Origin of the sequence: Streptomyces sp. NPDC093984 (assembly GCF_044764595.1) — a bacterium.
GTDB classification, from domain to species: domain Bacteria; phylum Actinomycetota; class Actinomycetes; order Streptomycetales; family Streptomycetaceae; genus Streptomyces; species Streptomyces cynarae.
In genome coordinates this window covers 53,139-78,064 of the sequence record NZ_JBIWIM010000012.1, presented here as the reverse complement: position 1 = coordinate 78,064, position 24,926 = coordinate 53,139, and the positions used below count along the sequence as shown (strand labels likewise).

Sequence of the window (24,926 nt, the reverse complement as noted above, 5' to 3'; positions counted from 1 at the left end):
CGGTCAGGCTCCGGAGCACCCATGGTAGCGATCCCGGGCTCCGGGCTCGCCCTCAGGCCGCGGGACGGCCTGCTATGGGAGAAACGCACGAGGCGGGCCCCGGATTCCTCCTGGGCCCGCCTCGCGGTGTCCTGCGGCCCGACGGGGCCTTGCGCAGGGGTGTACGGCGCGGAACTCAGACCTGGAGCAGTGCCTCCAGCGGGGCGCCGGCCAGGGACGGTTCCAGTCGGGCACGGCCGCCGAGGAAGCCCAGTTCCATGAGGACCGAGACGCCCGCGACCTCGGCGCCCGCCCGGCGGATGAGCTGCAGTGAGGCCTCGGCGGTGCCGCCGGTGGCGAGGACGTCGTCGACGACCATCACGCGGTCGGACGTCGACAGGTCCTCGGCGTGCACCTCGATCTCCGCGGAGCCGTACTCCAGGTCGTACGCCTGCCGCAGAGTGGCTCCGGGCAGCTTGCCCGCCTTGCGTACGGGGACGAAGCCGATGCCCGCGCGGACGGCGACCGGGGCGCCGAGGATGAATCCGCGCGCCTCCAGACCGACGATCTTCGTCGCGCCGTGCCGTACGGTCAGCTCCGCCAGCGCGTCGGTGAGCGCGGTGAAGGCCGCCGGGTCCGCGAGCAGCGGGGTGATGTCCTTGAACATCACGCCCGGCTCCGGGTGGTCCGGCACGTCCCGGATACGGCTGAGCAGCAGTGCCTGTATGTCGGTCGTCTCGGTCATCGGCGCTTTCCGGAGGGTCGGCCGCGACCGCGGTTACGGGACGCGGGCTGGCTGCGCTGGCCGACGACCGCGGGTGCGGCGTCCTGCGGCTCTTCGGCGCGGGAGTCGTCCTCGGCCGTCTCTCCGGCGGGCCCCGCCTCGGCGGTCTGCGCGCGCTTGGCGAGGACGCGGCGCTTGAGGGCCTTCATCTGCGGCTCGCGCTCCTTGAGGTCGGCGACGAGCGGCGTGGCGATGAAGATCGAGGAGTACGCACCGGCCGCGAGGCCGACGAACAGCGACAGCGAGATGTCGTTGAGCGTGCCCGCGCCGAGGAAGCCGCCACCGATGAACAGCAGACCCGCCACCGGCAGCAGCGCCACCACCGTGGTGTTGATGGAACGCACGAGGGTGCTGTTGATCGAGCTGTTGGCGATGTCGCTGAAGGTCCAGCGGGTCTGCTTGGTGATGTCCTTCGTCTGCTCCTTGAGGCTGTCGAAGACGACGACCGTGTCGTAGAGCGAGTAGCCGAGGATCGTCAGCAGACCGATCACCGTGCCGGACGTGACCTCGAAGCCGACGAGCGCGTAGATGCCGGTGGTGATGGTGATGTCGTGGATCAGTGCGACGAACGCGGCCAGGGCCATGCGCCACTCGAAGGCGATCGCCAGGTAGATCACGACCAGCACCATGAAGATCGCCAGGCCCTCCCAGGCCTTGCCGGCGATCTGCTCACCCCAGCTGGGGCCGACCAGGTCGGCGTTGATCTGCTCCGAGGGGACGCTCAGGTCCTTGGCCAGGGTGTCCTTGATCTGGTCGGACTTGCCGGTGTCGATTCCGGCGACCTGGATGCGCAGGCCGCCCGTGCCGAGCTTCTGCACCACGGCGGGATGGCCGGAGGCGTCCTGGGCGTAGGTCTCGGCCTGGGCCACCGAGACGCTCGTCTTCGGGGTGGTGAAGACCGCTCCGCCCTGGAACTCGATGCCCATGTTCAGGCCGCGCACCGCCAGGCCGACGATGGCCGTGATGGTGATCAGGATCGAGACGCCGTACCAGATCTTGCGGTTGCCGACGAAGTCGTAACCGACCTCGCCTCGGTGGAGCCGGGCGCCGAGGTTGCCGAGCTTCGACATCTCTCACGCCTCCTTCGGGTCGACGGGGGCGGAGGGACGACGGGTGCGCCGCAGGGGCGGCTTGGCGCCGAGGCGCTTGGGGTCGAGGCCGGACCAGCTGTGGCCGTTCGCGAAGAACTGCCGGCGCGCCAGGATCGTCAGCAGCGGCTTGGTGAACAGGAACACCACCACGACGTCGAGCAGGGTCGTCAGGCCGAGCGTGAACGCGAAGCCCTGGACCTTGCCGACGGTGACGATGAAGAGCACCGCGGCGGCGAGGAAGGACACGAAGTCGGACACCAGGATGGTGCGCCGGGCGCGCGGCCAGCCGCGTTCGACGGCGGGGCGCAGGGAGCGGCCCTCGCGGATCTCGTCCCGGACGCGTTCGAAGTACACGATGAACGAGTCCGCGGTGATGCCGATCGCGACGATGGCGCCGCACACGGCGGGCAGGTTCAGCGCGAAGCCGATGGTCGGGCCGAGCAGCGACATGATCACGTAGGTGAGGATCGCGGACACCGCGAGGGACGCGACGGCGATGGCCGCGAGGCCGCGGTAGTAGAGGACCAGGTAGATCACCACGAGAGCCAGGCCGATGGCGCCCGCGATCAGACCGGCGTGCAGCTGCTCACCGCCGAGCGCGGCGGTCACCGTGGTGACGCTCGACTCCTTGAAGGTGAGCGGGAGCGCGCCGTACGAGAGCATGTTGGACAGGCTCTGGGCGTCCTCCTGGGTGAAGCTGCCGGAGATCTCCGCGTTGCCGCCGGTGATGGCCGTCTGGACGTACGGGTGGGAGACGACCTCGTCGTCCAGGACGATCGCGAACTCGTTCTGCGGGGTCGTCTTCTGCGACAGCTGACCGGTGATGTCGGCGAACTTCTTCGCGCCGCTGGAGTTGAAGGTCATCTGGACCTGCCAGCCGGCGGCACCCTGCGTGTCGTAGACGGCCTGGGCCTTCTTGACCTCGGTGCCGTCGACCGCGACCGGGCCGAGCAGGAACTTGTTCCAGACCTTGCCGTCCTTGCCGCAGGCGACGGTGGGCTCGCCCGTCTTGGCGCCCTTTCCGGCCGTGGCGCGCTGCTCGGGCTTGCTGCAGTCGAGGGCGGCGTACTGGGCCTGGAGCCCCGCCGCGCCACCGGAGGCGGACCCGGCGCTCGCCGAGGGCGAGGCGCTCGCGGAGGGCTTGGTGGAGGAGGCGGTGGACGCGGAGCTGCTCGCGGACGGCGTGGAGGTCGCCTTCAGCGCGTCGGTGACGGGGCGGCCCTGCGAGGTGGCGGAGGACGACGGGCTCGCGGAGCCGGACGTCGCCTTGCTCTTGCCGGCCGAGCTCGACGGGCTGGGCGAGGCGCTGCCGCCCGCGCTGGAGCTGGGGCTGGGGCTCGCCGAGGCGCCGGTGCCGGAGGCGTCGCGCTGCAGGACCGGACGGAAGTACAGCTTGGCGGTGGTGCCGACCTGTTCCCGGGCCTCCTTGGAGTTCGTGCCCCGGGGGATGTTGACGATGATGTTGCGATCGCCCTGGGTCTGGACCTCCGCCTCGGACACGCCCAGACCGTTGACCCGTCGGTTCATGATCTCGACCGCGGTGTCCATGTTGGTCTTGTTGATCGCGTTGGGCTGACCGGGCTCGTTGACCGCCGTCAGCGTGATGCTGGTGCCGCCGGCGAGGTCGATGCCGAGACGCGGAGTGGTGTGCCCGGAGGCGAACATTCCCCCGGTGAGCGCCGCGATGGCGATCAGGATGAGGGCCAGCGAGCGCCCTGGCTTGCTCTGGGCGCTCGCGCTCCGGCCCTTCTTCGGTGCTGCCACCTTCTCGTACTCCCTCTCGAGCCGCCGCGCGCGGGGTCAGCGCACGGGCGGCCATGCCATTGTGTAGGGATTCCGCGCGGAAACCGCACAGCCCGGGCCGGGACGCGCCGATCGCGCGCCCTGGCCCGGGATGCGGTCACTTCGCGTCGGACTCGCCGTCGGTCTTCTTCGGCTCTGCTTCGTCGGCCTTGGCGTCGGTCGCGGCGTCCGCGTCCTTCTTGCCGAGGTCGACCTTGTCGTCGGCAGGGCCCGAAGAGGCGTCGGCGGCGGGCTCGTCGGTCTCGGTGAGGGAGGAGGCGTCGTCCGGCACGACGGCGCCGTCGGCCTTCAGGTCGTGCTCGATGCCGTGGACGATGCGGTTGTACTCGTCGTCGGTCAGGACGGCGCCGATCGCGTTCTTCGCGAAGAGCAGCTCAACGCCCGGGGCCGCGTCGAGGAGGACCGTGTCGTCGTTGACCTCCTTGACCGTCGCGTACATGCCCCCGATCGTGCGGACGCCGCTGCCGGGCTGCATGTCGTTGCGCATTTGCGCGGCCTGCTGCTGCTTGCGCTTGGCCGAGCGGGTCATCAGGAACATGGCCCCGATGAGCACGATGAACGGGAGGAGGGTCACGATATTCACGGGACGGAGTTTCCTTCGCACGACCGCTCGATCGGCGGCCTGGTGGATGGGGGTGTGATGGGCGCCGCCCGCGAGGGCGGCATCGGCGGAGTCTAAGCGAGTCCGCACGCAAGGAACAACGCTCAGCATGGCACCCGGGTTCCTGCCGGTGCGAGTCCCGCGCCGTCACGCCCCGAACAGGTCCTGTTGTCCGTTTCCCCCGGTCGTCCCGCGTGGCGCGGTCAGCCCGAGGTGCGCCCAGGCGGCCGGTGTCGCCACCCGTCCGCGCGGGGTGCGGGCGAGCAGGCCCTCCCTGACCAGAAACGGTTCGGCGACCTCTTCCACGGTCTCGCGCTCCTCCCCCACGGCGACGGCGAGCGTGGACAGTCCGACGGGGCCTCCGCCGAACAGCTTCAGCAGGGCCTCGAGGACGGCGCGGTCGAGGCGGTCGAGGCCGCGTGCGTCGACCTCGTAGACGGCGAGGGCCGCCGCCGCGATCTCCCGGGTGATCACTCCGTCGGCCTTGACCTGGGCGTAGTCCCGCACGCGGCGCAGCAGCCGGTTGGCGATACGGGGGGTGCCACGGGAGCGTCCGGCGATCTCGGCGGCGCCCTGGGGGTCGATCTCCACGTCGAGCAGGCCCGCGGAGCGGTGGATGACGCGCTCCAGTTCGGCGGGCTCGTAGAACTCCATGTGCGCGGTGAAGCCGAAGCGGTCGCGCAGCGGGGGTGGCAGCAGGCCCGCGCGGGTGGTGGCGCCGACCAGCGTGAACGGCGGCAGTTCCAGCGGGATGGCGGTGGCGCCGGGGCCCTTGCCGACGATCACGTCGACGCGGAAGTCCTCCATCGCCATGTAGAGCATCTCCTCCGCGGGCCTGGACATGCGGTGGATCTCGTCGAGGAAGAGGACCTCACCCTCCTGCAGGGAGGAGAGGATCGCGGCCAGGTCGCCGGCGTGCTGGATGGCGGGGCCGCTGGTGATGCGGATGGGGGCGCCCATCTCGGCCGCGATGATCATCGACAGGGTGGTCTTGCCGAGCCCGGGTGCGCCGGACAGGAGCACGTGGTCGGCGGTGGCGCCCCGCGCGCGTGCCGCGCGCAGCACCAGGTCGAGCTGCTCCCGGACCTTCTCCTGGCCGATGAACTCGCCCAGGTCCTTGGGGCGCAGGGCGACCTCGACGGCCTGGTCCTCACGGTCGGCGACAGAGCCCACCAGCCGCTCGGAGGCGGGGGTGTCGGTCGTGTCGTCCCAGTTCACTTGACGTCTCCTGGCTCAGCGGGCTCGGTTCAGGGTCTGCAGGGCCGCCTTGAGGAGGGCACCCACCTGGGGCGTGCCCCCGGCGGCCTCGGCCTGCGGGGCCACCGCGGCGACCGCCTCCTCGGCCTCCCGGGTCGCGTACCCGAGGCCGACCAGGGCGGCGTGCAGCTGGTCGCGCCAGCCGGAGGCGGCGGGTGCGGCGGCCGCGGGGGCGCCGACCGGCTCGCCCAGGCGGTCCTTCAGCTCCAGGAGCAGCTTCTGGGCGCCCTTCTTGCCGATGCCGGGGACGGCGATGAGCGCCTTCTCGTCACCGGTCGCCACGGCGCGACGCAGCGCGTCCGGGGAGTGCACGGCCAGCATGGACTGCGCCAGGCGCGGGCCGACACCGCTCGCGGTCTGCAGCAGCTCGAAGACCTGGCGCTCGTCGTCGTCCACGAAGCCGTACAGCGTCAGCGAGTCCTCCCGGACGACCAGGGAGGTCGCGAGCTTCGTCTGCTGGCCGAGCCGGAGCCCGGAGAGCGTGTTCGGCGTGCACTGGACGGCGATGCCGATGCCGCCCACCTCGACCACCGCGGAGTCCGGGGCGAGGGCGGCGACCGGGCCGCTGACGAAGGCGATCATGCGGTACGGCCTTTCGTTACGTGCTTCGAAGCGTGCAGGGCGACGGCCTGCTGGAGCCGGTTCTGCGCGGGGGCGCGCCAGATGTGGCAGATGGCGAGGGCGAGGGCGTCGGCGGCGTCGGCGGGCTTGGGCGGCGCGTCCAGCCGGAGCAGCCGCGTGACCATCGCGCCGACCTGCGCCTTGTCGGCCCGTCCGGTGCCGGTGACGGCCGCCTTGACCTCGCTCGGGGTGTGCAGGGCGACGGGGATGCCGCGGCGGGCCGCGCAGAGCATGGCGACGGCACTGGCCTGGGCGGTGCCCATCACCGTCCGCACGTTGTGCTGGCTGAAGACGCGCTCGACGGCGACGAACTCGGGTCGGTGCTCGTCCAGCCACTGCTCGATGCCCTGTTCGACGGCGACGAGGCGGTGTCCGAGGTCGGCGTCCACGGGCGTCCGGACGACGCCGACGCCGAGCATGGTGAGCGGGCGCCCGGGCACGCCCTCGACCACCCCGACACCGCACCGCGTCAGCCCCGGGTCCACCCCCAGCACGCGCACGCCTGTCTCCTGCCCTTCTTTGCGGCTGAACCGCCGCCGCTCTCGCGGACCTGGCTGAACACCGTCGGGGTTCCCCGATCGATGGTTGCGGCCCGTGGACGGTGATCTCTCTTCGACGCCAGGCTATCCGGCGGCACCGACAACGACCCGCAAAGCGACGGGCCGACGGGATCGTCCCGTCGGCCCGTCGAACCCAGCGGCAGCGTTACGCGCCGACCTTCTCCATGATCTCGTCGGTGACGTCGAAGTTCGCGAAGACGTTCTGCACGTCGTCGCTGTCCTCGAGCGCGTCGATCAGCTTGAAGATCTTCTTGGCGCCCTCCTCGTCCAGCTGGACCTGCATGGTCGGGACGAAGTTGGCCTCGGCGGAGTCGTAGTCGATCCCGGCGTCCTGCAGGGCCTTGCGGACCGCGACCAGGTCGGTGGCCTCGCTGATGACCTCGAAGGACTCGCCCAGGTCGTTGACCTCCTCGGCGCCCGCGTCGAGCACGGCGCCCAGGACGTCGTCCTCGGTCAGCTCGCCCTTGGGGACGATCACGACGCCCTTGCGGTTGAACAGGTACGAGACCGAGCCCGGGTCGGCCATGGAGCCGCCGTTGCGGGTCATGGCGACGCGCACGTCGGAGGCGGCACGGTTGCGGTTGTCGGTGAGGCACTCGATGAGCACCGCGACACCGTTCGGACCGTAGCCCTCGTACATGATCGTCTCGTAGTCGGCACCGCCGGCCTCGAGCCCCGCGCCACGCTTGACGGCGGAGTCGATGTTCTTGTTCGGGACCGACGACTTCTTCGCCTTCTGGATGGCGTCGTAGAGAGTCGGGTTGCCGTCGGGGTCCGCGCCGCCCGTCCGGGCCGCCACCTCGATGTTCTTGATCAGCTTCGCGAAGAGCTTGCCGCGCTTGGCGTCGATCACGGCCTTCTTGTGCTTCGTCGTGGCCCATTTAGAGTGGCCGGACATCTGCCTGTCTCCTTCGCGTAACCCATCTCTGCAACGAACTCCCCCAGACCTTAACGGCTGGGGGGACCCCCAGAGATCCTACAAGGACTCCGGTGCCCGATCGGCCCGCACCATGTCGACGAACAGGGCGTGCACACGGTGGTCGCCGGTCAGCTCCGGGTGGAACGACGTGGCGAGTGCGTTGCCCTGGCGCACGGCGACGATGTGGCCGTCGTGCTCGGCGAGCACCTCGGCGCCCGCACCGACGGACTCGACCCAGGGGGCGCGGATGAAGACGCCCTCTACAGGATCGCCCTCGATGCCCTCGACGTCGACGGCCGCCTCGAAGGACTCGTTCTGCCGTCCGAAGGCGTTGCGGCGCACGATCATGTCGATGCCGCCGACGGTCTCCTGGCCGGAGCGCGGGTCGAGGATCTTGTCCGCGAGCATGATCATGCCCGCGCAGGTGCCGTAGACGGGCATGCCGTCGCGCACACGCGCGCGGAGGGGTTCCATCACTCCGAAGAGGATGGCCAGCTTGGAGATGGTGGTGGACTCGCCGCCGGGGAGGACGAGGCCGTCGACCTCGGCGAGCTCTTCGGGGCGCCGCACCGGCCTGGCCACGGCGTCGGCCGCGGCCAGGGCGATGAGATGCTCCCGTACGTCGCCCTGGAGGGCCAGGACGCCAATGACGGGTGCGTCAGTCATGTGTTCGTGCAGTCCTCGTGCTGTTCCTGCGGTGACTTACCAGCCGCGGTTGGCGTAGCGCTCGGTCTCGGGGAGGGTGTCGCAGTTGATGCCGACCATGGCCTCGCCGAGGTTGCGGGACGCGTCCGCGATGATCTTGGGGTCGTCGTAGAAGGTGGTGGCCTTCACGATGGCGGCGGCGCGCTTGGCCGGGTCGCCGGACTTGAAGATGCCGGAGCCGACGAAGACGCCCTCGGCGCCGAGCTGGCGCATCAGCGCCGCGTCGGCCGGGGTGGCGACGCCACCGGCGGAGAACAGCACGACCGGGAGCTTGCCCAGCTCGGCGACCTCCTTGACCAGCTCGTACGGGGCGCGCAGCTCCTTGGCGGCGGCGTACAGCTCGTGGTTGTCGAAGCCGCGCAGCTTGGCGATCTCGTTCTTGATCTGGCGCAGGTGGCGGACGGCCTCGACGACGTTGCCGGTGCCGGCCTCGCCCTTGGAGCGGATCATCGCGGCGCCCTCGGCGATACGGCGCAGGGCCTCGCCGAGGTTGGTGGCGCCGCAGACGAAGGGGGTGGTGAAGGCCCACTTGTCGGAGTGGTTGACCTCGTCGGCGGGGGTGAGGACCTCCGACTCGTCGATGTAGTCGACGCCGAGGGACTGCAGGACCTGGGCCTCGACGAAGTGGCCGATGCGGGACTTGGCCATGACCGGGATGGAGACGGCGTTGATGATGCCCTCGATCATGTCCGGGTCGGACATGCGGGCCACACCCCCGTCCTTGCGGATGTCGGCCGGGACCCGCTCCAGAGCCATGACGGCGACGGCGCCCGCGTCCTCGGCGATCTTCGCCTGCTCCGGCGTGACGACGTCCATGATCACGCCGCCCTTGAGCTGCTCGGCCATGCCGCGCTTGACGCGGGCGGTGCCGGTCTCGGGGGTCTGGGGGGTGGAGAGCTCGCTGGACACGGGTTTCGACCTCACTCGGAAAAAGAGGGATTTCTGCTGGACCGAGGAAACGGGACGGGTGCAGGCCACTGCAAGGGCCAATGGGGAGCCGGTGGATCGTTTTGCGCCTTGGCGCGAAACGACACCCGTGGCCCGCGGCCCGTGTCACTCCTCGCGACGCCCTCGTCCCCTGGCTCGTTTCCCATGTGTCCCTGGCTCGTTTCCCGTGCTTCCCCCGTCCATGTCCCTTGGTGTCCGTCCGCGTCCCGGGGTGTCCGTCCGCGTCCCGGGGTGTCCGTCCGCGTCCCGGGGTGTCCGTCCGCGTCCCGTGGTCTCAGGCCGCCGACCGGTCCGTCAGCGCGGCCGGGGGCTCGTCGTCCATCTCGAACGCCATGGGGAACGGGGCGTGCCCGGCGAGGCGGAACCAGCGCACCTTGCGGTGCCGGCGCAGCGCCCGCGCCGCGCGTACGGCGTCGTTGTGGAAACGGCGCGCCATCGGCACCCGGCGCACCGCCTCGGTCAGCTCCCGCGCCGCCGCCTCCCCGCCGGGCGCCTCGCGCACCGCCTCGACCTGCTGCGCCTCCGCGAAGACGGCCCGGAGTGCCTGGCTCAGCTCGCTCTCGGCGACCTCCCGCTGCTCCTCCTCGGCCTGCCGGGCCGCGTGTGCGGCCTCGTACAGGACGATCGACGCGGCCGGGTCCAGCACCCCGGAGGTGGCCAGTTCCTGGGCGACCGAGGCCCGCCGCAGCAGCTGGGCGTCGAGCGCGGCGCGTGCCGCGTCGATCCGGGCGTGCAGCCGGTCGAGCCGCCCCGCTGTCCAGCTCAGATAGAGGCCGATCGCGACGAGGGCGACGAGGATCCAGATGAGGGTTGCGGTCACGGGCGAAGGTTATCGGCCCGCGCTCACCGCTCCCTCGGCTCCCTCGGGCCCGACGAAACGCCGGGCCCGGCGGCCGGCACTCAGTCCCGCGCCAGGCCCAGCCGCGCCCGCAGCCCCGTGCGCTCGTCCGCCGCCACCGCCGCCGCGCCCGCCGTCACCGTCTCGTAGACCGACAGGATGTCCGCGCCGACCGTCGACCAGTCGAAGCGCCGTACGTGGGCGCTCCCCCGGGCACGCAGTTCGGCCCGGCGGTCCGCGTCGTCCAGCAGGCGTACCGCGGCGTCGGCGAGGGCGCCGGCGTCCTCGTTGGCGAACAGCTCGCCGGCCGCTCCCTGGTCCAGGACCTGCGCGAAGGCGTCCAGGTCGGAGGCGAGGACCGGGGCGCCCGCCGACATGGCCTCGACGAGGATGATGCCGAAGCTCTCGCCGCCGGTGTTGGGCGCCACGTACAGGTCGACGCTGCGCAGCAGGCGCGCCTTGTCCTCGTCGCTGATCATGCCGAGGAACTCCACGCGCGGGCGCAGCTCGGCGGGGAGCGTCTCGACCGCCTCCTCCTCGTCGCCCCGGCCCGCGACCAGCAGTCGTGTCTGCGGCCGGGCGGCAAGGATCTTCGGCAGGGCCTTCATGAGGACCGGCAGGCCCTTGCGCGGTTCGTCGATGCGCCCGATGAAACCGATCGTGTCCCCCTGCCAATCCGGCCTGGGCTCGGCCTTCGCGAAGAAGTCGACGTCCACGCCGTTCGGGATCACCACCGCGTCGCCGCCCAGATGTTCGACGAGGGTGCGCCGCGCGTACTCGCTCACCGCGATCCGCGCGCTGATCTTCTCCAGGGCCGCCTGGAGGATCGAGTACGCGGCGATCATGGCCCGGGAGCGCGGGTTCGACGTGTGGAAGGTGGCCACGATCGGGCCCTGCGCCGCCCAGCAGGCCAGCAGGCCCAGGGACGGCGAGGCGGGCTCGTGGATGTGGATCACGTCGAACCCGCCGTCGTGCAGCCAGCGCCGCACCCGCGCGGCGCTCAAAAAGCCGAAGTTCAGACGCGCCACCGAGCCGTTGTAGGGCACCGGGACCGCACGGCCCGCCGAGACGACGTACGGCGGCAGCGGGGTGTCGTCGTCCGCGGGGGCGAGTACGGACACCTCGTGCCCGAGGCGGATGAAGTACTCGGCCAGATCGCGGATGTGGAACTGGACGCCGCCCGGCACGTCCCAGGAGTACGGGCAGACGATGCCGATCCTCACGGCGTGCCCTTCCGGGGGTCCCTGCTCGGGTCCAGGTCGGCGAGCCACAACCGCTGCAGCATGTGCCAGTCCTCCGGATGCTCGGCGATCCCCGTGGCGAAGGCGTCGGCCAGCGCCTGTGTCATGACAGACGTCTTCTCGGCCCGGCTACCTGACTCCGGTACCTCGATCGGGGGATGCACACGGCCCCGCATGACGGGCGAGTCGTCGTACCAGAGCGTCACCGGCAGCAGCAGCGCACCGGTCTGCTGGGCGAGCAGCGCCGGTCCCGCCGGCATCCGGGCCGTCTCGCCGAAGAAGGTCACCTCGACGCCGGAGGCGGACAGGTCCCGGTCGGCGACCAGGCAGACGAGGCCGCCGTCGCGCAGCCGCCGGGCCAGGGTGCCGAACGCGGAGCCGCCGCTGTGCGGCAGCACCTCCATGCCGAGGCCCTGGCGGTAGGCGACGAACCGGTCGTAGAGCGTCTCCGGCTTGAGCCGCTCGGCGACCGTCGTGAACGGCATGCGCAGCTCGGTGGTGACCCAGGCGCCCGCCAGGTCCCAGTTGGCCAGGTGCGGCAGCGCGAGCACGACGCCCTTGCCGGCGGCGAGCCCGTCGGTGAGGAAGTGCAGGTCCTTGGGGTCGAATCCGCGCCTTATCCGCTCGGGGCTCCACACGGGCAGCCGGAACGACTCCATCCAGTAGCGCAGGTACGACCGCATGCCCGCCCGGGTCAGCTCGGCGAGCCGCTCCGGGGTCGCGTCGGGCACCACGCGCGCGTAGTTGCTCTCGAGCCGTCGTACACCCTTGCCGTGCTGTTTCCAGGCGAGGTCGGCGATGGTGCGGCCGAGCCGGGTGGCGACGGGTTCGGGCAGCGTCTTCACCGTGCTCCAGCCGAGGCCGTAGAGCCCGTCCGTGAGCCGTTCCTGGAGGCTGGTCATACCGCCGCCCCGCTCCTCTTCCCGCCGCTCACTTGGCCGCCTCGCTGCCGTGCGAGGTGCTCTCGTCGTTCTGCGCGGCCGCGGCGGCGTCCGCCTCGGCGGACTCCCGGCGCACGGTGACCACCCGCTGGATCAGCGTCACCAGGCTGCCGACGGCGACGATCCACAGCGCGATCGGCAGCAGCCACTGGATGCCGGGCACGCCGAACTTGTGCAGGCCCGCGAAACCGGCGGCGACCAGGGAGATCACCAGGCGTTCGGCGCGCTCCACCAGGCCGTTGACCGCCACGGGCAGCCCGATCGACTCGCCGCGGGCCTTGGTGTACGACACCACCTGGCCGCTGGCCAGACAGAAGATCGACACCGCGCACAGGACGTTGTCGTCGCCGTTGCCCGCGTACCACAGGGCGAAGCCGCCGAAGATCGCGCCGTCGGCGACCCGGTCGAGCGTGGAGTCCAGGAAGGCGCCCCAGCGGCTGGAGCGGCCCAGCTGGCGGGCCATGTTGCCGTCGACGAGGTCCGAGAAGACGAACAGCGTGATGACGACCGTGCCCCAGAAGAACTCCCCCCGGGGGTAGAAGACCAGTGCGCCCGCGATCACGCCGGCGGTGCCGATCAGCGTCACCGTGTCGGGGCTCACGCCCCGCCGGATCAGAAACGCGGCGAACGGTGTGAGAACACGCGTGAAGAAAGCACGCGCGTACTTGTTCAGCATGGCCTTCCCGACGGTCGGTGAGCCGCGCGGCCCCTGCTGGCCACCGGCGCGCCCAATCGTAGCCACGCGCGCGGGGGCGCGGCGGCCGGGCACCGAAGGCCCTGTGTCACGGCCTGATGGCGCCCGGGTCACGGCGCGATCGCGCCGGGTGGAGCACGGCCCGCGAACGGGATCACGTCCCTCGTATGGACGCATTGTGACGCGAGTGCAAAGCTCGAAAGAACCGCGGGCGTCACCGGAGCCGCCTCGCACGCGGGTCCGCATGTCCGCGCCCACAGTGACCTCACCGTGCACGGGAGGCAGGACCATGGGCGACAAGGCGAACGTACACCCCGGAGCCGCCGGCAGGGCAACGGCGGCCGACCGGCCCGCGTCCGTACGGAATGTGGTGCTGGTCGGCCACAGCGGATCGGGCAAGACGACTCTGGTGGAGGCTCTCGCGCTGACGGCGGGAGCGCTGAACCGGGCGGGCCGTGTGGAGGACGGCGGCACCGTCTCCGACTACGACGAGATCGAGCACCGGCAGCAGCGCTCGGTGCAGCTCTCCCTGGTTCCCGTCGAATGGGACGGGATCAAGATCAACCTGCTGGACACTCCTGGATACGCCGACTTCGTCGGGGAGCTCCGGGCCGGTCTGCGCGCCGCGGACGCGGCCCTTTTCGTCGTCTCGGCCTCGGACGGCGTGGACGGCTCGACCCGCATGGTGTGGGAGGAGTGCGCGGCCGTCGGCATGCCGCGCGCCATCGTGATCACACACCTGGAGGCGGCCCGGGCCGACTTCGAGGAGATGACCCGCCGTTGCGCGGAGGCGTTCGGCGGAGACGACCCCGATGCCGTCCTGCCGCTGTACCTGCCGCTGCACGGCCCTCAGGGCCCCGACGGGCACGCGCCCGTGACCGGCCTGATCGGTCTGCTCACCCAGAAACTGTTCGACTACTCGACCGGCGAGCGCAAGGAGTCCGAGCCGGGCGAGGACCAGCTGCCGGGCATCGAGGAGGCCCGCAACCGGCTCATCGAGGGGATCATCTCCGAGAGCGAGGACGAGACCCTCATGGACCGCTACCTCGGCGGCGAGCAGGTCGACATCAAGACGCTGATCCAGGACCTGGAGCGGGCCGTGGCGCGCGGCAGCTTCTTCCCCGTCCTGGCCGCCGCCCCCGCCGCCGAGGGCGCCAAGCAGGGCCTCGGCACGGTAGAGCTGCTGGAGCTGATCACCGGCGGGTTCCCGACCCCGTTCGAGCACCCGATGCCGGGGGTCACCACCATCGACGGCAAGCCGCGCGAGCTGAAGGCCTGCGACACCGAGGGCCCGCTGGTCGCCGAGGTCGTCAAGACCTCCTCCGACCCCTACGTCGGCCGCATCTCGCTGGTCCGCGTCTTCTCCGGCACCCTGCGCCCCGACCAGACGGTGCACGTCTCCGGACACGGCCTGGCCGACCGCGGCCACGAGGACCACGACGTCGACGAGAAGATCGGCGCCCTGTCCATGCCCTTCGGCAAGCAGCAGCGCCCGGTCACGCACGCCGTCGCGGGCGACCTGGTGTGCGTGGCCAAGCTCGGCCGTGCCGAGACCGGCGACACCCTCTCGGCCAAGGACGACCCGCTCCTGATGGAGCCCTGGCAGATGCCCGACCCGCTGCTGCCGCTCGCCATCCAGGCGCACAGCAAGGCGGACGAGGACAAGCTCAGCCAGGGCCTTTCCAGGCTGGTCGCCGAGGACCCGACCATGCGCCTCGAGCAGAACCAGGACACCCACCAGGTGGTGCTGTGGTGCCTGGGCGAGGCGCACGCGGACGTCGCCCTGGAGCGGCTGCGCAGCCGGTACGGCGTCCAGGTCGACGTGGTCCCGCACAAGGTGTCCCTCCGGGAGACCTTCGCGGGCAGGTCCGCCGGCAGGGGCCGTCATGTGAAGCAGTCCGGCGGGCACGGCCAGTACGCGATCTGCGAGATCGAGGTCGAACCGCTGCCGGGCGGCTCCGGCATCGAGTTCGTGGACAAGGTGGTCGGCGGAGCGGTGCCCCGGCAGTTCATCCCGTCCGTCGAGAAGGGGGTGCGCGCACAGGCCGCCAAGGGTGTGGCCGCCGGCTACCCGCTGATCGACATCCGGGTCACGCTGCTCGACGGCAAGGCGCACTCCGTGGACTCCTCGGACGCCGCCTTCCAGACGGCGGGCGCGCTCGCCCTGCGCGAGGCGGCGGCCGACGCCACGATCCATCTGCTGGAACCGGTCGCCGAGGTGTCGGTGCTGGTGGGCGACGAGTACGTGGGCGCCGTGATGAGCGACCTGTCCGCGCGGCGCGGCCGGCTGCTGGGCACCGAACAGGTCAGCGGCGGCCGGACCCTGGTGCGGGCCGAGGTGCCGGAGATCGAGATCGGCCGGTACGCGATCGACCTGCGCTCCCTCTCGCACGGCACCGCACGCTTCAGCCGCTCCTACGCGCGGCACGAGCCGATGCCGGCACAGCTCGGGGAGAAGATCCGTCAAGAGGCCCAGAAGTCCCAGTAGTTGAACCTTTGTTCCCCTCTTCATGCGGGAGCGGCAGAGTGAGCCGAAGGGGCGCGTGAAGCGCCCCGGAGGCGAACGACCCTCAAAAGCGCGGCTTCCGGTCGTCCGCTCCCGCATGTCAGTGCCTGCGGATACGCTGATGTCCTGATCAAGTCGACACACGATCAGCACGCCGGCCTGTTCAACAGGTGTGCGGAGCAAGGAAGTCGGGAAAGGCCGCAGGAGCGGGTTCGGCGGCGAGGGGGCGGCAGTGACGGACGGATTCGATTTCAGCCCCGGGGCGCAGGTGCCCCTTTCGGGCTCCGCGGGCCAGACGGCGGCGACCTACGCCCTGGCCTCGGCGGCGTACCGGGAGGACGACGAGGTCACGAAGATACTCGAGGCCGACAACGAGTGGCACCAGTCGACCGTCAAGGCCCCGCGTCCGTGGGCGAGGATCTTCCGCCCCAAGCTGGGTGAGGCCTACTCCCGCGCGGTGATCGACCGCATGCTGGGCGCCGAGCGCAAGCCCCTCATCCAGTCGTTCGGCACCGAGCCGCAGGTCGTCGTCGAGCACTGCCTGGCGGCCCACCGCATCCGCCGGGAACGCGACAACTGGCTGACGGCGGTGACGGTCCTGTGCGGCGTGCTGTTCCTGCCGGGATTCCTGGTGTGGCTGCTGGTGTTCCAGATCCGCACCACCCTCGGCAGGCGGACGGACAGGAGCGCCGGTGCGCTCGGCACGACCCTTCTGGTCGCCGTCGGCGCCCTTGCCGTGATCTTCCTGATCCGTATGCCATTCTCCGGCTTCTGGGCCTGGTACGCGCGCGCGGCGGTCGTCATGCCGGTCGTCGGCTGGTTCTGGGCCAAGCAGATCTGCGAGCGCACGGCGAAGGACCTGCGTGAGCGCTGGGAGAGTCTGCTCGCGGGCGGCGGCCTGGGCGCCAAGATCCCCGAAGCGGTGCCCGGACACCCCGGTGACGCGGCCGAGCAGCTGCGCAAGGAGCTCACCCGGCTGAGCGCCGAGCAGCGGTCCAACTCCGTCTTCTACGCCGGCCCCAAGGGCATCCTCGGCATGGGCACACGCTGGGGCAGCTGGCAGCTGGCCGAGGACCTGGTCTCCGCGGAGCCGGGGAAGGACTTCCACCCCTTCCGCAGCTGGGACGTGATCACCGCGATCCAGGGCGACCTGGCGATGCTGGAGCGGACCTCCATCAACACCGGCGGGTTCCCGAAGCCTTCCATAACGCACTGGATCGTCACACCGATCGGTGAGAAGGCGAAGGAGGTCTCCCGGCCCAGCGGAACCGACGTGGACGCGTACACGATCAAGACGCACGCGATACAGGACATCTGCAACAAGCAGCAGTTCGGCAGCGGCGACCGGCACTACCTCGGCGTCCAGTGGACACTGTGGGACGGCCAGCTGATCATCACGATGCTGATCACGGTGACGGTGCTGCACGACACCCTGCGCATCGAGGTCACCGGGCACGCCCTGGGGCCCGTCAACTCCCTCTTCACCACGAAGCCCGAGCCCAAGGAGAAGGAGGTGCCGAAGACCGTCAAGTTCTGGGAGACCCGCAAGGTGAGGCTGCCGCTGGTCGACGCCGACGAGGTGGTGCGGCTCGCCGCGCGCGCCCCGCTCACCTGGTATCCGCCGTTCCTGAACTGGCTCGGCGGCTCGCTGACCCTCCCGGAGCCGTTCGGTCTGCGCCACGCCTGGGCGGACCAGCCGTGGCGTCACCGTTTCATGGCCGACGACGCCCTGCGCGCGGCCACGCCGGTGCTGCGGGTGGTGCACGCGGCGGCGATCCGGGTCCTGAAGGACCACGGGGTGGACGTGGAGGCGTTCGGGACGCGGTCGACGTTTCTCAGCACGCAGGTGCAGGACCCTACGCCGAAGAAGGCGGACGTGTACGACGCGTAGTGCCTCCGGCGGTCCGTCCGGTGCCGCTGGTGCAGTGGCCGTGCCGGGGGCTGCCGCCCCCGGGTCCCCGCTTCGGCCTGGACGGCCTCGTCCTCAATCTCCCCAAGCTCTTCGAGCAGGGGGTGCCCCAGGACAGGCTGAGGGGCACGCCGGCTACGCAGCGCCCGTCGGCCACGCCTCCGCCAGCATCTTCCGCGTGTCCGCCAGCAGCTGCGGCAACACCTTCGTGTGGCCGACCACCGGCATGAAGTTCGTGTCGCCGCCCCAGCGCGGCACGATGTGCTGGTGCAGGTGGGCGGCGATGCCCGCGCCGGCGACCGAGCCCTGGTTCATGCCGATGTTGAACCCGTGCGCCCCCGAGGCCGTGCGCAGCGCGGTCATCGCCTGCTTGGTCAGCTCGGCGAGCTCCGCGGTCTCCGGCTCGGTGAGGTCGGTGTAGTCGGCGACATGGCGGTAGGGCACGACCATGAGATGGCCGCCGTTGTACGGGTACAGGTTCAGCACCGCGTACACCTGCTCGCCCCGCCTGACGATCAGCCCGTCCTCGTCCGACTTGGCCGGGATGGAGCAGAACGGACAGCCGTCGTCGGCCCCCGGACCGGTCGGCTTGTTCTCGCCCTGGATGTAGGCCATCCGGTGGGGCGTCCACAGGCGCTGGAACGCGTCCTGCGTCCCCACTCCGATCTGCTGCTCCGGCTCACTCGTCATGAGGTGCAGCATATGGCGTCCTCGCCGGAGCAGGGCAAAGGCCCCCGGGATCCCCCGGGGGCCTTGCGGCCTGTCTTTCGGGTCGGGCCCCTGACGGCCGTCAGACCTGTGCCCGCTCCTCGACGACCTTCACGATCTTGGCGATGGCCTCGTCGAACGGAATGCCGTTCTCCTGGGAGCCGTCGCGGAAGCGGAACGACACCGAGCCGTGGGACATGTCCTCGTCGCCCGCGATGACCATGAAGGGCACCTTCTGCTTCTGGGCGTTGCGGATCTTCTTCTGCATACGGTCCGAGGAGGAGTCGACCTCGACGCGCAGGCCGCGCTCCCGCGCCCGCTCGGCGAACCTCTCCAGGTAGGGCACGTGCGCGTCGCCGATCGGGATACAGACCGCCTGAACCGGGGCCAGCCAGGCCGGGAAGGCGCCCGCGTAGTGCTCCAGGAGCACGCCGAAGAACCGCTCGATCGACCCGAAGAGGGCCCGGTGGATCATGACGGGCTGCCGGCGCGAGCCGTCCGCCGCCGTGTACTCCAGGCCGAACCGCTTCGGCTGGTTGAAGTCGACCTGGATCGTCGACATCTGCCAGGACCGGCCGATGGCGTCCCGGGCCTGCACCGAGATCTTCGGGCCGTAGTAGGCCGCGCCGCCCGGGTCCGGGACCAGGGGCAGGCCCTGCTTCTCGGCGGCCTGGCGGAGCGCCTCGGTGGCCTCCTCCCAGTCCTCGTCCGAGCCGATGAACTTGTCGGAGTCGTCACGGGTGGACAGCTCCAGCTCGAACTCGGTCAGGCCGTAGTCGCGCAGCAGGTCGAGGACGAAGGTCAGGAGCGTGTCGAGCTCCTGCGGCATCTGCTCCTTGGTGCAGTAGATGTGCGAGTCGTCCTGAGTGAAGCCGCGCGAGCGGGTCAGCCCGTGCACGACGCCCGACTTCTCGTACCGGTACACGGTCCCGAACTCGAAGAGGCGCAGGGGCAGTTCGCGGTAGGAACGGCCGCGCGACTTGAAGATCAGGTTGTGCATCGGGCAGTTCATCGCCTTGAGGCGGTAGTTCTGCTCGTCGAACTCGATGGCCGGGAACATGCCGTCCGAGTAGTGCGGCAGGTGCCCGGAGATCTCGAACAGCCGCTCCTTTGAGATGTGCGGCGTGTTCACGAACTCGTAGCCGGAGACCTCGTGGCGCCGCCGCGAGTACGTCTCCATCTCCTTGCGGATGACGCCGCCCTTGGGGTGGAACACCGCCAGGCCGGGGCCCAGCTCCTCGGGGAAGGAGAACAGGTCCAGCTCGGCGCCGAGCTTGCGGTGGTCGCGCTTCTCGGCCTCGGCGAGGAAGTCCAGATACGCCTTGAGCTCGTCCCTGGACGGCCAGGCGGTGCCGTAGATGCGCTGCAGCTGCGGGTTCTTCTCGCTGCCGCGCCAGTAGGCGGCGGCCGAGCGCATCAGCTTGAACGCCGGGATGATCCGGGTGGTGGGCAGGTGGGGACCTCGGCAGAGGTCCTTCCAGCACAGCTCGCCGGTCTTGGCGTCCAGGTTGTCGTAGATCGTCAGCTCGCCGCCGCCGACCTCGGCGTCGGCGCCCTCGGCGGCCTGCGCGGCGTTGCCCTTGAGGCCGATGAGCTCGAGCTTGTACGGCTCGTTCGCCAGTTCCTCGCGGGCGTCCTCGTCCGTGGTCACCCGGCGCGAGAAGCGCTGGCCCCGCTTGATGATCTCCTGCATCTTCTTCTCGACGCGCTTGAGATCGTCGGGCGTGAACGGCTCGGCCACGTCGAAGTCGTAGTAGAAGCCGTCCCGGATGGGCGGGCCGATGCCCAGCTTGGCCTCGGGGAAGATCTCCTGCACGGCCTGGGCCATCACGTGCGCGGTGGAGTGGCGCAGGATGTTCAGGCCGTCCTCGGAGGAGATCTCGACGCCCTCGACGGTCTCGCCGTCCTTCACCTCGTAGGCGAGGTCCTTGAGCTCACCGCCCACGCGCGCGGCGATGATCGAGCGCTCGCCGGCGAAGAGGTCGGCGGCCGTAGTGCCCGTCGTCACCACGCGCTCTTCCCGCTCGGAATCGCGTTGGATGATCACACGGACGTCTGACACCGGACTCTCCTGACTGCTGGTGGATGCGGCGCCATACCTGGAGCGCGCGCATGACTGGGATCGTACCGACCCACGGCCGCCCACCGCGAAACGGTCCGGTGCCCCGGGGGGCTCAGTCCCCGCCGCACGCCTCCTCGAAGAAGGTCGTGATCTCCGCCGTCTCCTGGAGCGACTTCATCAGCCGGTCCCGCTCGGCCTCGTCGACCTGCACCGGCGCCACCCCGGACGCGGCCGCGAGGCGCCGGAAGCCGCCCCGGCTCTCCAGCCGTCCGTGCACTCTGATCGGCAATCCGAGGAGGTGGGCGTGGCCCGCGATGCGGTACGACTCCTCGTCCAGGGTCATCCGTACGTGCGGCACCTCGGCCCCGGCGAGGACCCGCAGCCGTACGGTGCCCTCGCCACGCGGTCCCGAACGGCGCAGGCGGACGACGGCGCCCGTGATCCGGACCGGCACGGACGGCTCCTCGCGCAGGTAGCGGGCTCCGGCCTCGCGCAGGGCGGGCAGGTCGCCCGGGGAGAACTCGACCGGTTCGGCGGGCGTCGCACCGCCCTCGGGGACGCCGGCGGCGGGCGCCCACGCGACGGCGATCCGGGCGCCTTCGGACCCGCGGACGAGGGCGACCAGCGCCTCGGTGAGCTCATGGCTCACGCCGGCCTCGACGGCGGTGTCGAAGGCTTCCATGCCGCCGGTGGCCCGCTGGTAGTCGACGGCCTCGCGGGCGGCGTACAGCGCCTGGTGCAGGCGTACGGCGAGCGGCCGTCCGGTGGCGACGGGCACGAAGGCGGTGAGCTCGCGGCCGCCGGTGGCCGCGCCGATCAGGACGTGCTCGAGCGACGCGGCGGCGGGCCTGCGGTGCCGGGCACCGTAGTAGCCGGCCCGGGCGCGGGTGGCGAGGGCGGCCGCCAGCAGCATCTGGCGGGCGGCGGTGCGCAGGTGGTCCTCGACGTCCCAGGGAGCGGCACCCACGGGTCCCGTCGGCACGTCACGCCACCAGTGGATCTCGTCGCTGGGCACGGTCAGGCCGACCAGCACGTCCCGGGCGGAGGGCGAGCCGCTGCGGGTCAGAGCCAGGAGAGCCTCGCCGATCAGGTCGTCGCAGTCGGGGAAGGCGCGGCTCTCCGGCACCAGCAGGCTCGTACCACTGCCGCCGGGGCCGGGTGGGGTCCAGCGGCCGTAGCGCCCGGGGGCCCCGCCGCGGCGCTGCCAGCCGTGGCGGTGCAGCAGGGCGCCGAGCACCGCCGGGTCGACCTGGTCGGGGGCGGGCGGCCGGTTCCACAGCGGCTCGGCCGGGTGCGGCCGGCCGGTGCGGGAGTGCTCGTCGAGGGGACGGTGTGTCACGGTCTGCCTCCCGTTCCGACCCGGGTCATGATCTCGCACAGGGCGCGGTCGTCGAAGATGCGCGAGGTCGGGACGCGCACGGTGGTGCGGTGCCGGCCCGTGATCGGGTGTCCGGCGAGGTTGGTCCAGTAGCAGCAGTGCCGTAGGTCCAGACGGTCGTGACCGGCCCGCAGCCACTGGTCCTGGGTCCGGGGGACGATCATCACGACGAGGATCTTGTGCACGGAGACGGGGGTGCGGGCGAGCTTCCGCAGGTGCTCGTTGTCGAGCGTGAAGGAGAAGAAGCGGCCCGGGGGGTTCGGCGGTATCTGGTACGTGCACTTCAGCTGCACTTTGATGGTGACCTCGTCGTCGACCGTGTGACCGGGCGCGCTGTGGCTGACGTGCCAGTCGATGCCGTTGTCGGGGAAGGGCTGGGACAGCGAGCAGCCGGCCGCCGCGGCGACCGCGTGCAGATAGCCCACCTGCAGTGTCTCCATGCAGGCGGTGGTCGCGAGTGTGCCGCGATGGGGTGCCGTCCGCTCGGGCAGCAGCCCGCCCCGCTCGGGCTGCGCTATCGCCATGACCAACAGCCTTCCCTGCGCAGTGAATCCCCGCCCGAGCCTCCTGAACTGCAAAGACCCGTACTCCTGTTGTCTCCTCCCGGCGTACGGCGCAAACAGCCCGGGTATCACCAAACGGGCAGAAGACGGTACGTCAGCTGCCACGGGTGAACGAGGAGTTGGGTAGGCATGACGTTCTGGTACGAGGGCCCGCTCGCCGCGTTCGACACGGAGACCACCGGCGTGGACGTCGAGACCGACCGGATCGTGTCGGCCGCCGTCGTCGTCCAGGACGCTCCGGGGACCCGGCCGCGGGTGAGCCGCTGGCTGGTGAACCCGGGGGTGCCGGTGCCCGCGGAGGCGACGGCCGTGCACGGGCTGACGGAGGAGCACCTGCAGCGCAACGGCCGCTGGCCGTCGCCGGTGATGGAGGAGATAGCCCGGGAGCTGGGCGAGCAGGCGATGCGGGGCCGGCCGCTGGTGGTGATGAACGCGCCGTTCGATCTGACGCTGCTGGACCGGGAGTTGCGGCGCCATCGGGCGTCCTCGCTGGAGCGCTGGTTCGCGTCGGCGCCGCTGCGTGTGCTCGACCCGCGGGTGCTCGACAAGCACCTGGACCGCTACCGCAAGGGCCGCCGCACGCTCACCGACCTGTGCGCCCACTACGGGGTGGCGCTGGAGGGGGCGCACGACGCGGCGGCGGACGCGCTGGCCGCGATGGAGGTCGTGCGGGCCCTCGGCCGCCGTTTCGCGACCCGGCTGGAACGCCTCTCCCCCGCGGAGCTGCACACGCTCCAGGCCAACTGGCATGCGGCGCAGGCGCGCGGGCTTCAGGCGTGGTTCGCGCGCAGCGGCTCGGAGGAGGTCGTCAGCACGGAGTGGCCGCTGCGGCCGGACCTGCCGGCGGCGGCGTAGCAACCAGTGGAAGGCGCCTGCCGGGGACAGGCGCCCGGCGTCACACGGCCGACGTCACCAGGAGCCTCCGCCCCCGCCTCCGCTGCCTCCGCCGACGTCCCCGCCTCCTCCACCGCCGCCTCCTCCACCGCCGCCGCTGCTGGAGGGCGGGGCGGCGCTGGAGGACGAGGAGGCGGTCATCAGGCCGAGGGCGTAACCGGTGACGAACCCCGACGTCGCCGTGGACCGGCGCCGGGGAGCGACCGTCGAGCCGGCGACGGCCTTGTCCCATGCGTACGCCACGCCCAGGGCCACCGCCCACGCTGTGTACAGCTCCAGTCGTCCCTCGTCGAGGGGCTCGTCGCGCTGATGGGAGGACGGGTCCATGAGGTAGCGCCGGAACGCCTCCACCTGGAGCCAGAGCGCGCTGCCGCGGGGGGTGCGGCTGTACAGCTCCCAGGAGCACTGCCACAACGCGAGGCCGACGGCCACGACGATCACGCCCGCCGCGAGGACCGGCCAGCCGGCCGCGTTCCGGCCGCCGCCCAGCCAGGCCCCGACGGCCGTCGTGACCAAGCCGAGCAGGGTGGCGGCGATGCCGACGGGGCGTCCGGCCCGGGCCAGGCGCGCTGAGGTCTGGTCCCACAGGTCGCTGTTCTCGTGCCAGGCCGTCAGCTCGTGGTGGAGGCTCTGCCAGGCCGACCTGAAGCGGGCGTCGCGCAGACCCAGGGTGACCGAGTCGCGTCCCGAGAAGATGCTGCCCAGCACGACTCTGGCGACCGGGTCGTAGGGCGCGTCGGCCGGATCGCGGCGTCTGAGGGTGGGATGCTCCTCGCTCCCCTCGATCGCGATGCGCCCTTCGATCGCAGCGCCGAGCAGCCAGGCCACCTGATGGTGGCTCTCGACGCGTTCGGCCAGCAGGATCCCGCCCTTGGCCGGGGCGAGCCCCTCCGGGGGCACGGGGGACGGAGTGAGTGAGGCGGCGCGCCGTTCGAGGGCGACGCGCCGCACGCGGCCGGGCGTGCCGTCGGGTGCTTCCTCAGCGATCCGGTCGCGGCCGAGGAGGCGCAGCAGCCAGATCATGGCGGCGGCGCCGACCAGCGTGAGGGCGAACGCGAGCAGGGCCACCCGCCACGGGCTCCCCACGGTCGTGCCGACGGCCTTCCCGGAAGGCGGCGCGGGCAGGGCGGGCGTCGCTCCGGTCAGCTTCCCGCCACCGGTGGCGTACAGGGTGACGCCCTGGTGTCCCTTGAGCCGGTCCAGGGTGACATCGAGGCGGCCGGGCCCGTCCTCGCGGGCGGTGCAGGGGTCCTCGGAGCCGTTGGCGCCCTGCACGCAGCGTGTGCCGGTGAGTTCGTACGGGGCCACGACGTGGATCTGCACGTTCGAACGGTCGACCCGCCATCCGGTGCCGACGGCGTCCCAGGCGATCCTGCCCTTCTTCACGACGTCCGTGAGCGTGTACTGGAGGCGGTAGCGGTGCAGGCCGGTGACCGAGCCGCCCGGGTCGCCCACCTTGATCCGGGTGGCGATCTCCCGCTGGCCGTCCGGCGCCTCGTAGTAGTCGCCGACGTCGAACTCCCACGGAACCCGGTGGCCGTCCATGGTGGCGGCGACCTTGGCGTACTCCTGGTCGTCCATCAGGTCCGGCAGATCGCGGTAGATGCCGTGCCGGGTGGTGTCGGGGTGTCCGAAGTCGTAGTCGATGACCTCGGTGACGCGGATGCTGCCGTCGGCAGCGACCTCGGCGCCCACCCACATCGTGGTGACGCGCTCCACGTTCCCGCCCGTCCGGAAGAGCGCGACGACACCGCCGAGCAGCAGCGCGACGAAGAAGACCTTGAGCCAGGTGAAGCTCCTGCGTCCCCTCGTCAGGGTCCCGATCGGCTTGGCCCTGCCACCGTTTGCAGCACTCAAGGAAATGCCCCCCTCGCCGCGGGCGCCTCCCCAGCCCCCGCGAAGATCGGAAGCGTATCCCGGTCAC

Annotated in this window: 22 protein-coding genes; 3 read left to right on the top strand and 19 right to left on the bottom strand. The window is 71.2% G+C overall.

The window, feature by feature from the left end:
• Window positions 1-175: 175 nt before the first annotated feature.
• The 14 genes from ACIRC0_RS32225 to pgsA all read right to left on the bottom strand — a co-directional run bounded on the left by ACIRC0_RS32225 (window position 176) and on the right by pgsA (window position 12,964).
• Window positions 176-724 (bottom strand): adenine phosphoribosyltransferase, encoded by a 549-nt coding sequence (locus tag ACIRC0_RS32225; RefSeq protein WP_403623230.1) that lies wholly within the window; start codon window positions 722-724, stop codon window positions 176-178.
• Window positions 721-1,833 carry a protein translocase subunit SecF gene (gene secF, locus ACIRC0_RS32220; RefSeq protein WP_403623227.1) on the bottom strand — a complete coding sequence of 371 codons (1,113 nt, stop codon included), beginning with the start codon at window positions 1,831-1,833 and terminating at the stop codon, window positions 721-723. The genes ACIRC0_RS32225 and secF overlap by 4 nt, the downstream gene beginning before the upstream one ends.
• 3 nt (window positions 1,834-1,836) lie before the next feature.
• Window positions 1,837-3,618, bottom strand: coding sequence for a protein translocase subunit SecD (secD, locus tag ACIRC0_RS32215; RefSeq protein ID WP_403623224.1), 1,782 nt, complete (start codon window positions 3,616-3,618; stop codon window positions 1,837-1,839).
• 136 nt (window positions 3,619-3,754) lie between these two features.
• Window positions 3,755-4,240: a preprotein translocase subunit YajC gene (gene yajC / locus ACIRC0_RS32210; RefSeq protein ID WP_403623221.1), complete on the bottom strand. Its 486-nt coding sequence runs from the start codon at window positions 4,238-4,240 to the stop codon at window positions 3,755-3,757.
• Window positions 4,241-4,405: 165 nt separating this feature from the next.
• Entirely contained in the window at window positions 4,406-5,476 is a 1,071-nt protein-coding gene (gene ruvB, locus ACIRC0_RS32205) for a Holliday junction branch migration DNA helicase RuvB (RefSeq protein WP_403623218.1), read from the bottom strand.
• A 15-nt stretch (window positions 5,477-5,491) separates the two neighbouring features.
• Window positions 5,492-6,097, bottom strand: a complete 606-nt coding sequence (gene ruvA, locus ACIRC0_RS32200) for a Holliday junction branch migration protein RuvA (protein WP_403623215.1) — start codon at window positions 6,095-6,097, stop codon at window positions 5,492-5,494.
• The gene (gene ruvC / locus ACIRC0_RS32195) at window positions 6,094-6,636 is read right to left on the bottom strand and encodes a crossover junction endodeoxyribonuclease RuvC (protein WP_403623212.1); all 543 of its coding nucleotides are present in this window, start codon (window positions 6,634-6,636) and stop codon (window positions 6,094-6,096) included. The genes ruvA and ruvC overlap by 4 nt, the downstream gene beginning before the upstream one ends.
• 205 nt (window positions 6,637-6,841) lie before the next feature.
• The gene (locus ACIRC0_RS32190) at window positions 6,842-7,594 is read right to left on the bottom strand and encodes a YebC/PmpR family DNA-binding transcriptional regulator (protein WP_388999312.1); all 753 of its coding nucleotides are present in this window, start codon (window positions 7,592-7,594) and stop codon (window positions 6,842-6,844) included.
• A 78-nt stretch (window positions 7,595-7,672) separates the two neighbouring features.
• Window positions 7,673-8,281 carry a pyridoxal 5'-phosphate synthase glutaminase subunit PdxT gene (gene pdxT / locus ACIRC0_RS32185; protein WP_403623209.1) on the bottom strand — a complete coding sequence of 203 codons (609 nt, stop codon included), beginning with the start codon at window positions 8,279-8,281 and terminating at the stop codon, window positions 7,673-7,675.
• A 36-nt stretch (window positions 8,282-8,317) separates the two neighbouring features.
• A complete protein-coding gene (pdxS, locus tag ACIRC0_RS32180) occupies window positions 8,318-9,229 on the bottom strand; it encodes a pyridoxal 5'-phosphate synthase lyase subunit PdxS (RefSeq protein WP_403623206.1) in 912 nt (303 codons plus the stop codon).
• 313 nt (window positions 9,230-9,542) lie between these two features.
• Entirely contained in the window at window positions 9,543-10,088 is a 546-nt protein-coding gene (locus ACIRC0_RS32175; protein ID WP_403623203.1) for a hypothetical protein, read from the bottom strand.
• 80 nt (window positions 10,089-10,168) lie between these two features.
• Window positions 10,169-11,329, bottom strand: a complete 1,161-nt coding sequence (locus ACIRC0_RS32170) for a glycosyltransferase family 4 protein (RefSeq protein ID WP_403623200.1) — start codon at window positions 11,327-11,329, stop codon at window positions 10,169-10,171.
• Window positions 11,326-12,249, bottom strand: coding sequence for a phosphatidylinositol mannoside acyltransferase (locus tag ACIRC0_RS32165; protein WP_403623198.1), 924 nt, complete (start codon window positions 12,247-12,249; stop codon window positions 11,326-11,328). The genes ACIRC0_RS32170 and ACIRC0_RS32165 overlap by 4 nt, the downstream gene beginning before the upstream one ends.
• Before the next feature lie 28 nt (window positions 12,250-12,277).
• Window positions 12,278-12,964, bottom strand: coding sequence for a phosphatidylinositol phosphate synthase (gene pgsA, locus ACIRC0_RS32160; RefSeq protein WP_200421491.1), 687 nt, complete (start codon window positions 12,962-12,964; stop codon window positions 12,278-12,280).
• A 307-nt stretch (window positions 12,965-13,271) separates the two neighbouring features.
• Between pgsA and ACIRC0_RS32155 the strand changes: the two genes are divergently transcribed.
• The gene (locus tag ACIRC0_RS32155) at window positions 13,272-15,470 is read left to right on the top strand and encodes an elongation factor G-like protein EF-G2 (protein ID WP_403623195.1); all 2,199 of its coding nucleotides are present in this window, start codon (window positions 13,272-13,274) and stop codon (window positions 15,468-15,470) included.
• A 250-nt stretch (window positions 15,471-15,720) separates the two neighbouring features.
• On the top strand, window positions 15,721-17,379 hold the full coding sequence (locus ACIRC0_RS32150; RefSeq protein ID WP_403623193.1) for a hypothetical protein: 1,659 nt from the start codon (window positions 15,721-15,723) through the stop codon (window positions 17,377-17,379).
• 153 nt (window positions 17,380-17,532) lie between these two features.
• On the opposite strand, the gene ACIRC0_RS32145 is transcribed toward ACIRC0_RS32150, so the two are convergent.
• The 4 genes from ACIRC0_RS32145 to ACIRC0_RS32130 form a co-directional block, all read right to left on the bottom strand.
• Window positions 17,533-18,099 carry an HIT family protein gene (locus ACIRC0_RS32145; protein WP_403623190.1) on the bottom strand — a complete coding sequence of 189 codons (567 nt, stop codon included), beginning with the start codon at window positions 18,097-18,099 and terminating at the stop codon, window positions 17,533-17,535.
• An 88-nt stretch (window positions 18,100-18,187) separates the two neighbouring features.
• The gene (gene thrS, locus ACIRC0_RS32140) at window positions 18,188-20,167 is read right to left on the bottom strand and encodes a threonine--tRNA ligase (RefSeq protein WP_403623187.1); all 1,980 of its coding nucleotides are present in this window, start codon (window positions 20,165-20,167) and stop codon (window positions 18,188-18,190) included.
• A 112-nt stretch (window positions 20,168-20,279) separates the two neighbouring features.
• Window positions 20,280-21,506: a hypothetical protein gene (locus ACIRC0_RS32135; protein ID WP_403623184.1), complete on the bottom strand. Its 1,227-nt coding sequence runs from the start codon at window positions 21,504-21,506 to the stop codon at window positions 20,280-20,282.
• The gene (locus ACIRC0_RS32130) at window positions 21,503-22,069 is read right to left on the bottom strand and encodes a DUF4365 domain-containing protein (RefSeq protein ID WP_103842605.1); all 567 of its coding nucleotides are present in this window, start codon (window positions 22,067-22,069) and stop codon (window positions 21,503-21,505) included. The genes ACIRC0_RS32135 and ACIRC0_RS32130 overlap by 4 nt, the downstream gene beginning before the upstream one ends.
• Before the next feature lie 168 nt (window positions 22,070-22,237).
• Here ACIRC0_RS32130 and ACIRC0_RS32125 point away from each other — a divergent pair, with 168 nt between their 5' ends.
• Window positions 22,238-22,963 carry a 3'-5' exonuclease gene (locus tag ACIRC0_RS32125; protein ID WP_403623182.1) on the top strand — a complete coding sequence of 242 codons (726 nt, stop codon included), beginning with the start codon at window positions 22,238-22,240 and terminating at the stop codon, window positions 22,961-22,963.
• 54 nt (window positions 22,964-23,017) lie between these two features.
• On the opposite strand, the gene ACIRC0_RS32120 is transcribed toward ACIRC0_RS32125, so the two are convergent.
• On the bottom strand, window positions 23,018-24,859 hold the full coding sequence (locus ACIRC0_RS32120) for a DUF2207 domain-containing protein (RefSeq protein WP_403623179.1): 1,842 nt from the start codon (window positions 24,857-24,859) through the stop codon (window positions 23,018-23,020).
• Window positions 24,860-24,926 lie beyond the last annotated feature (67 nt).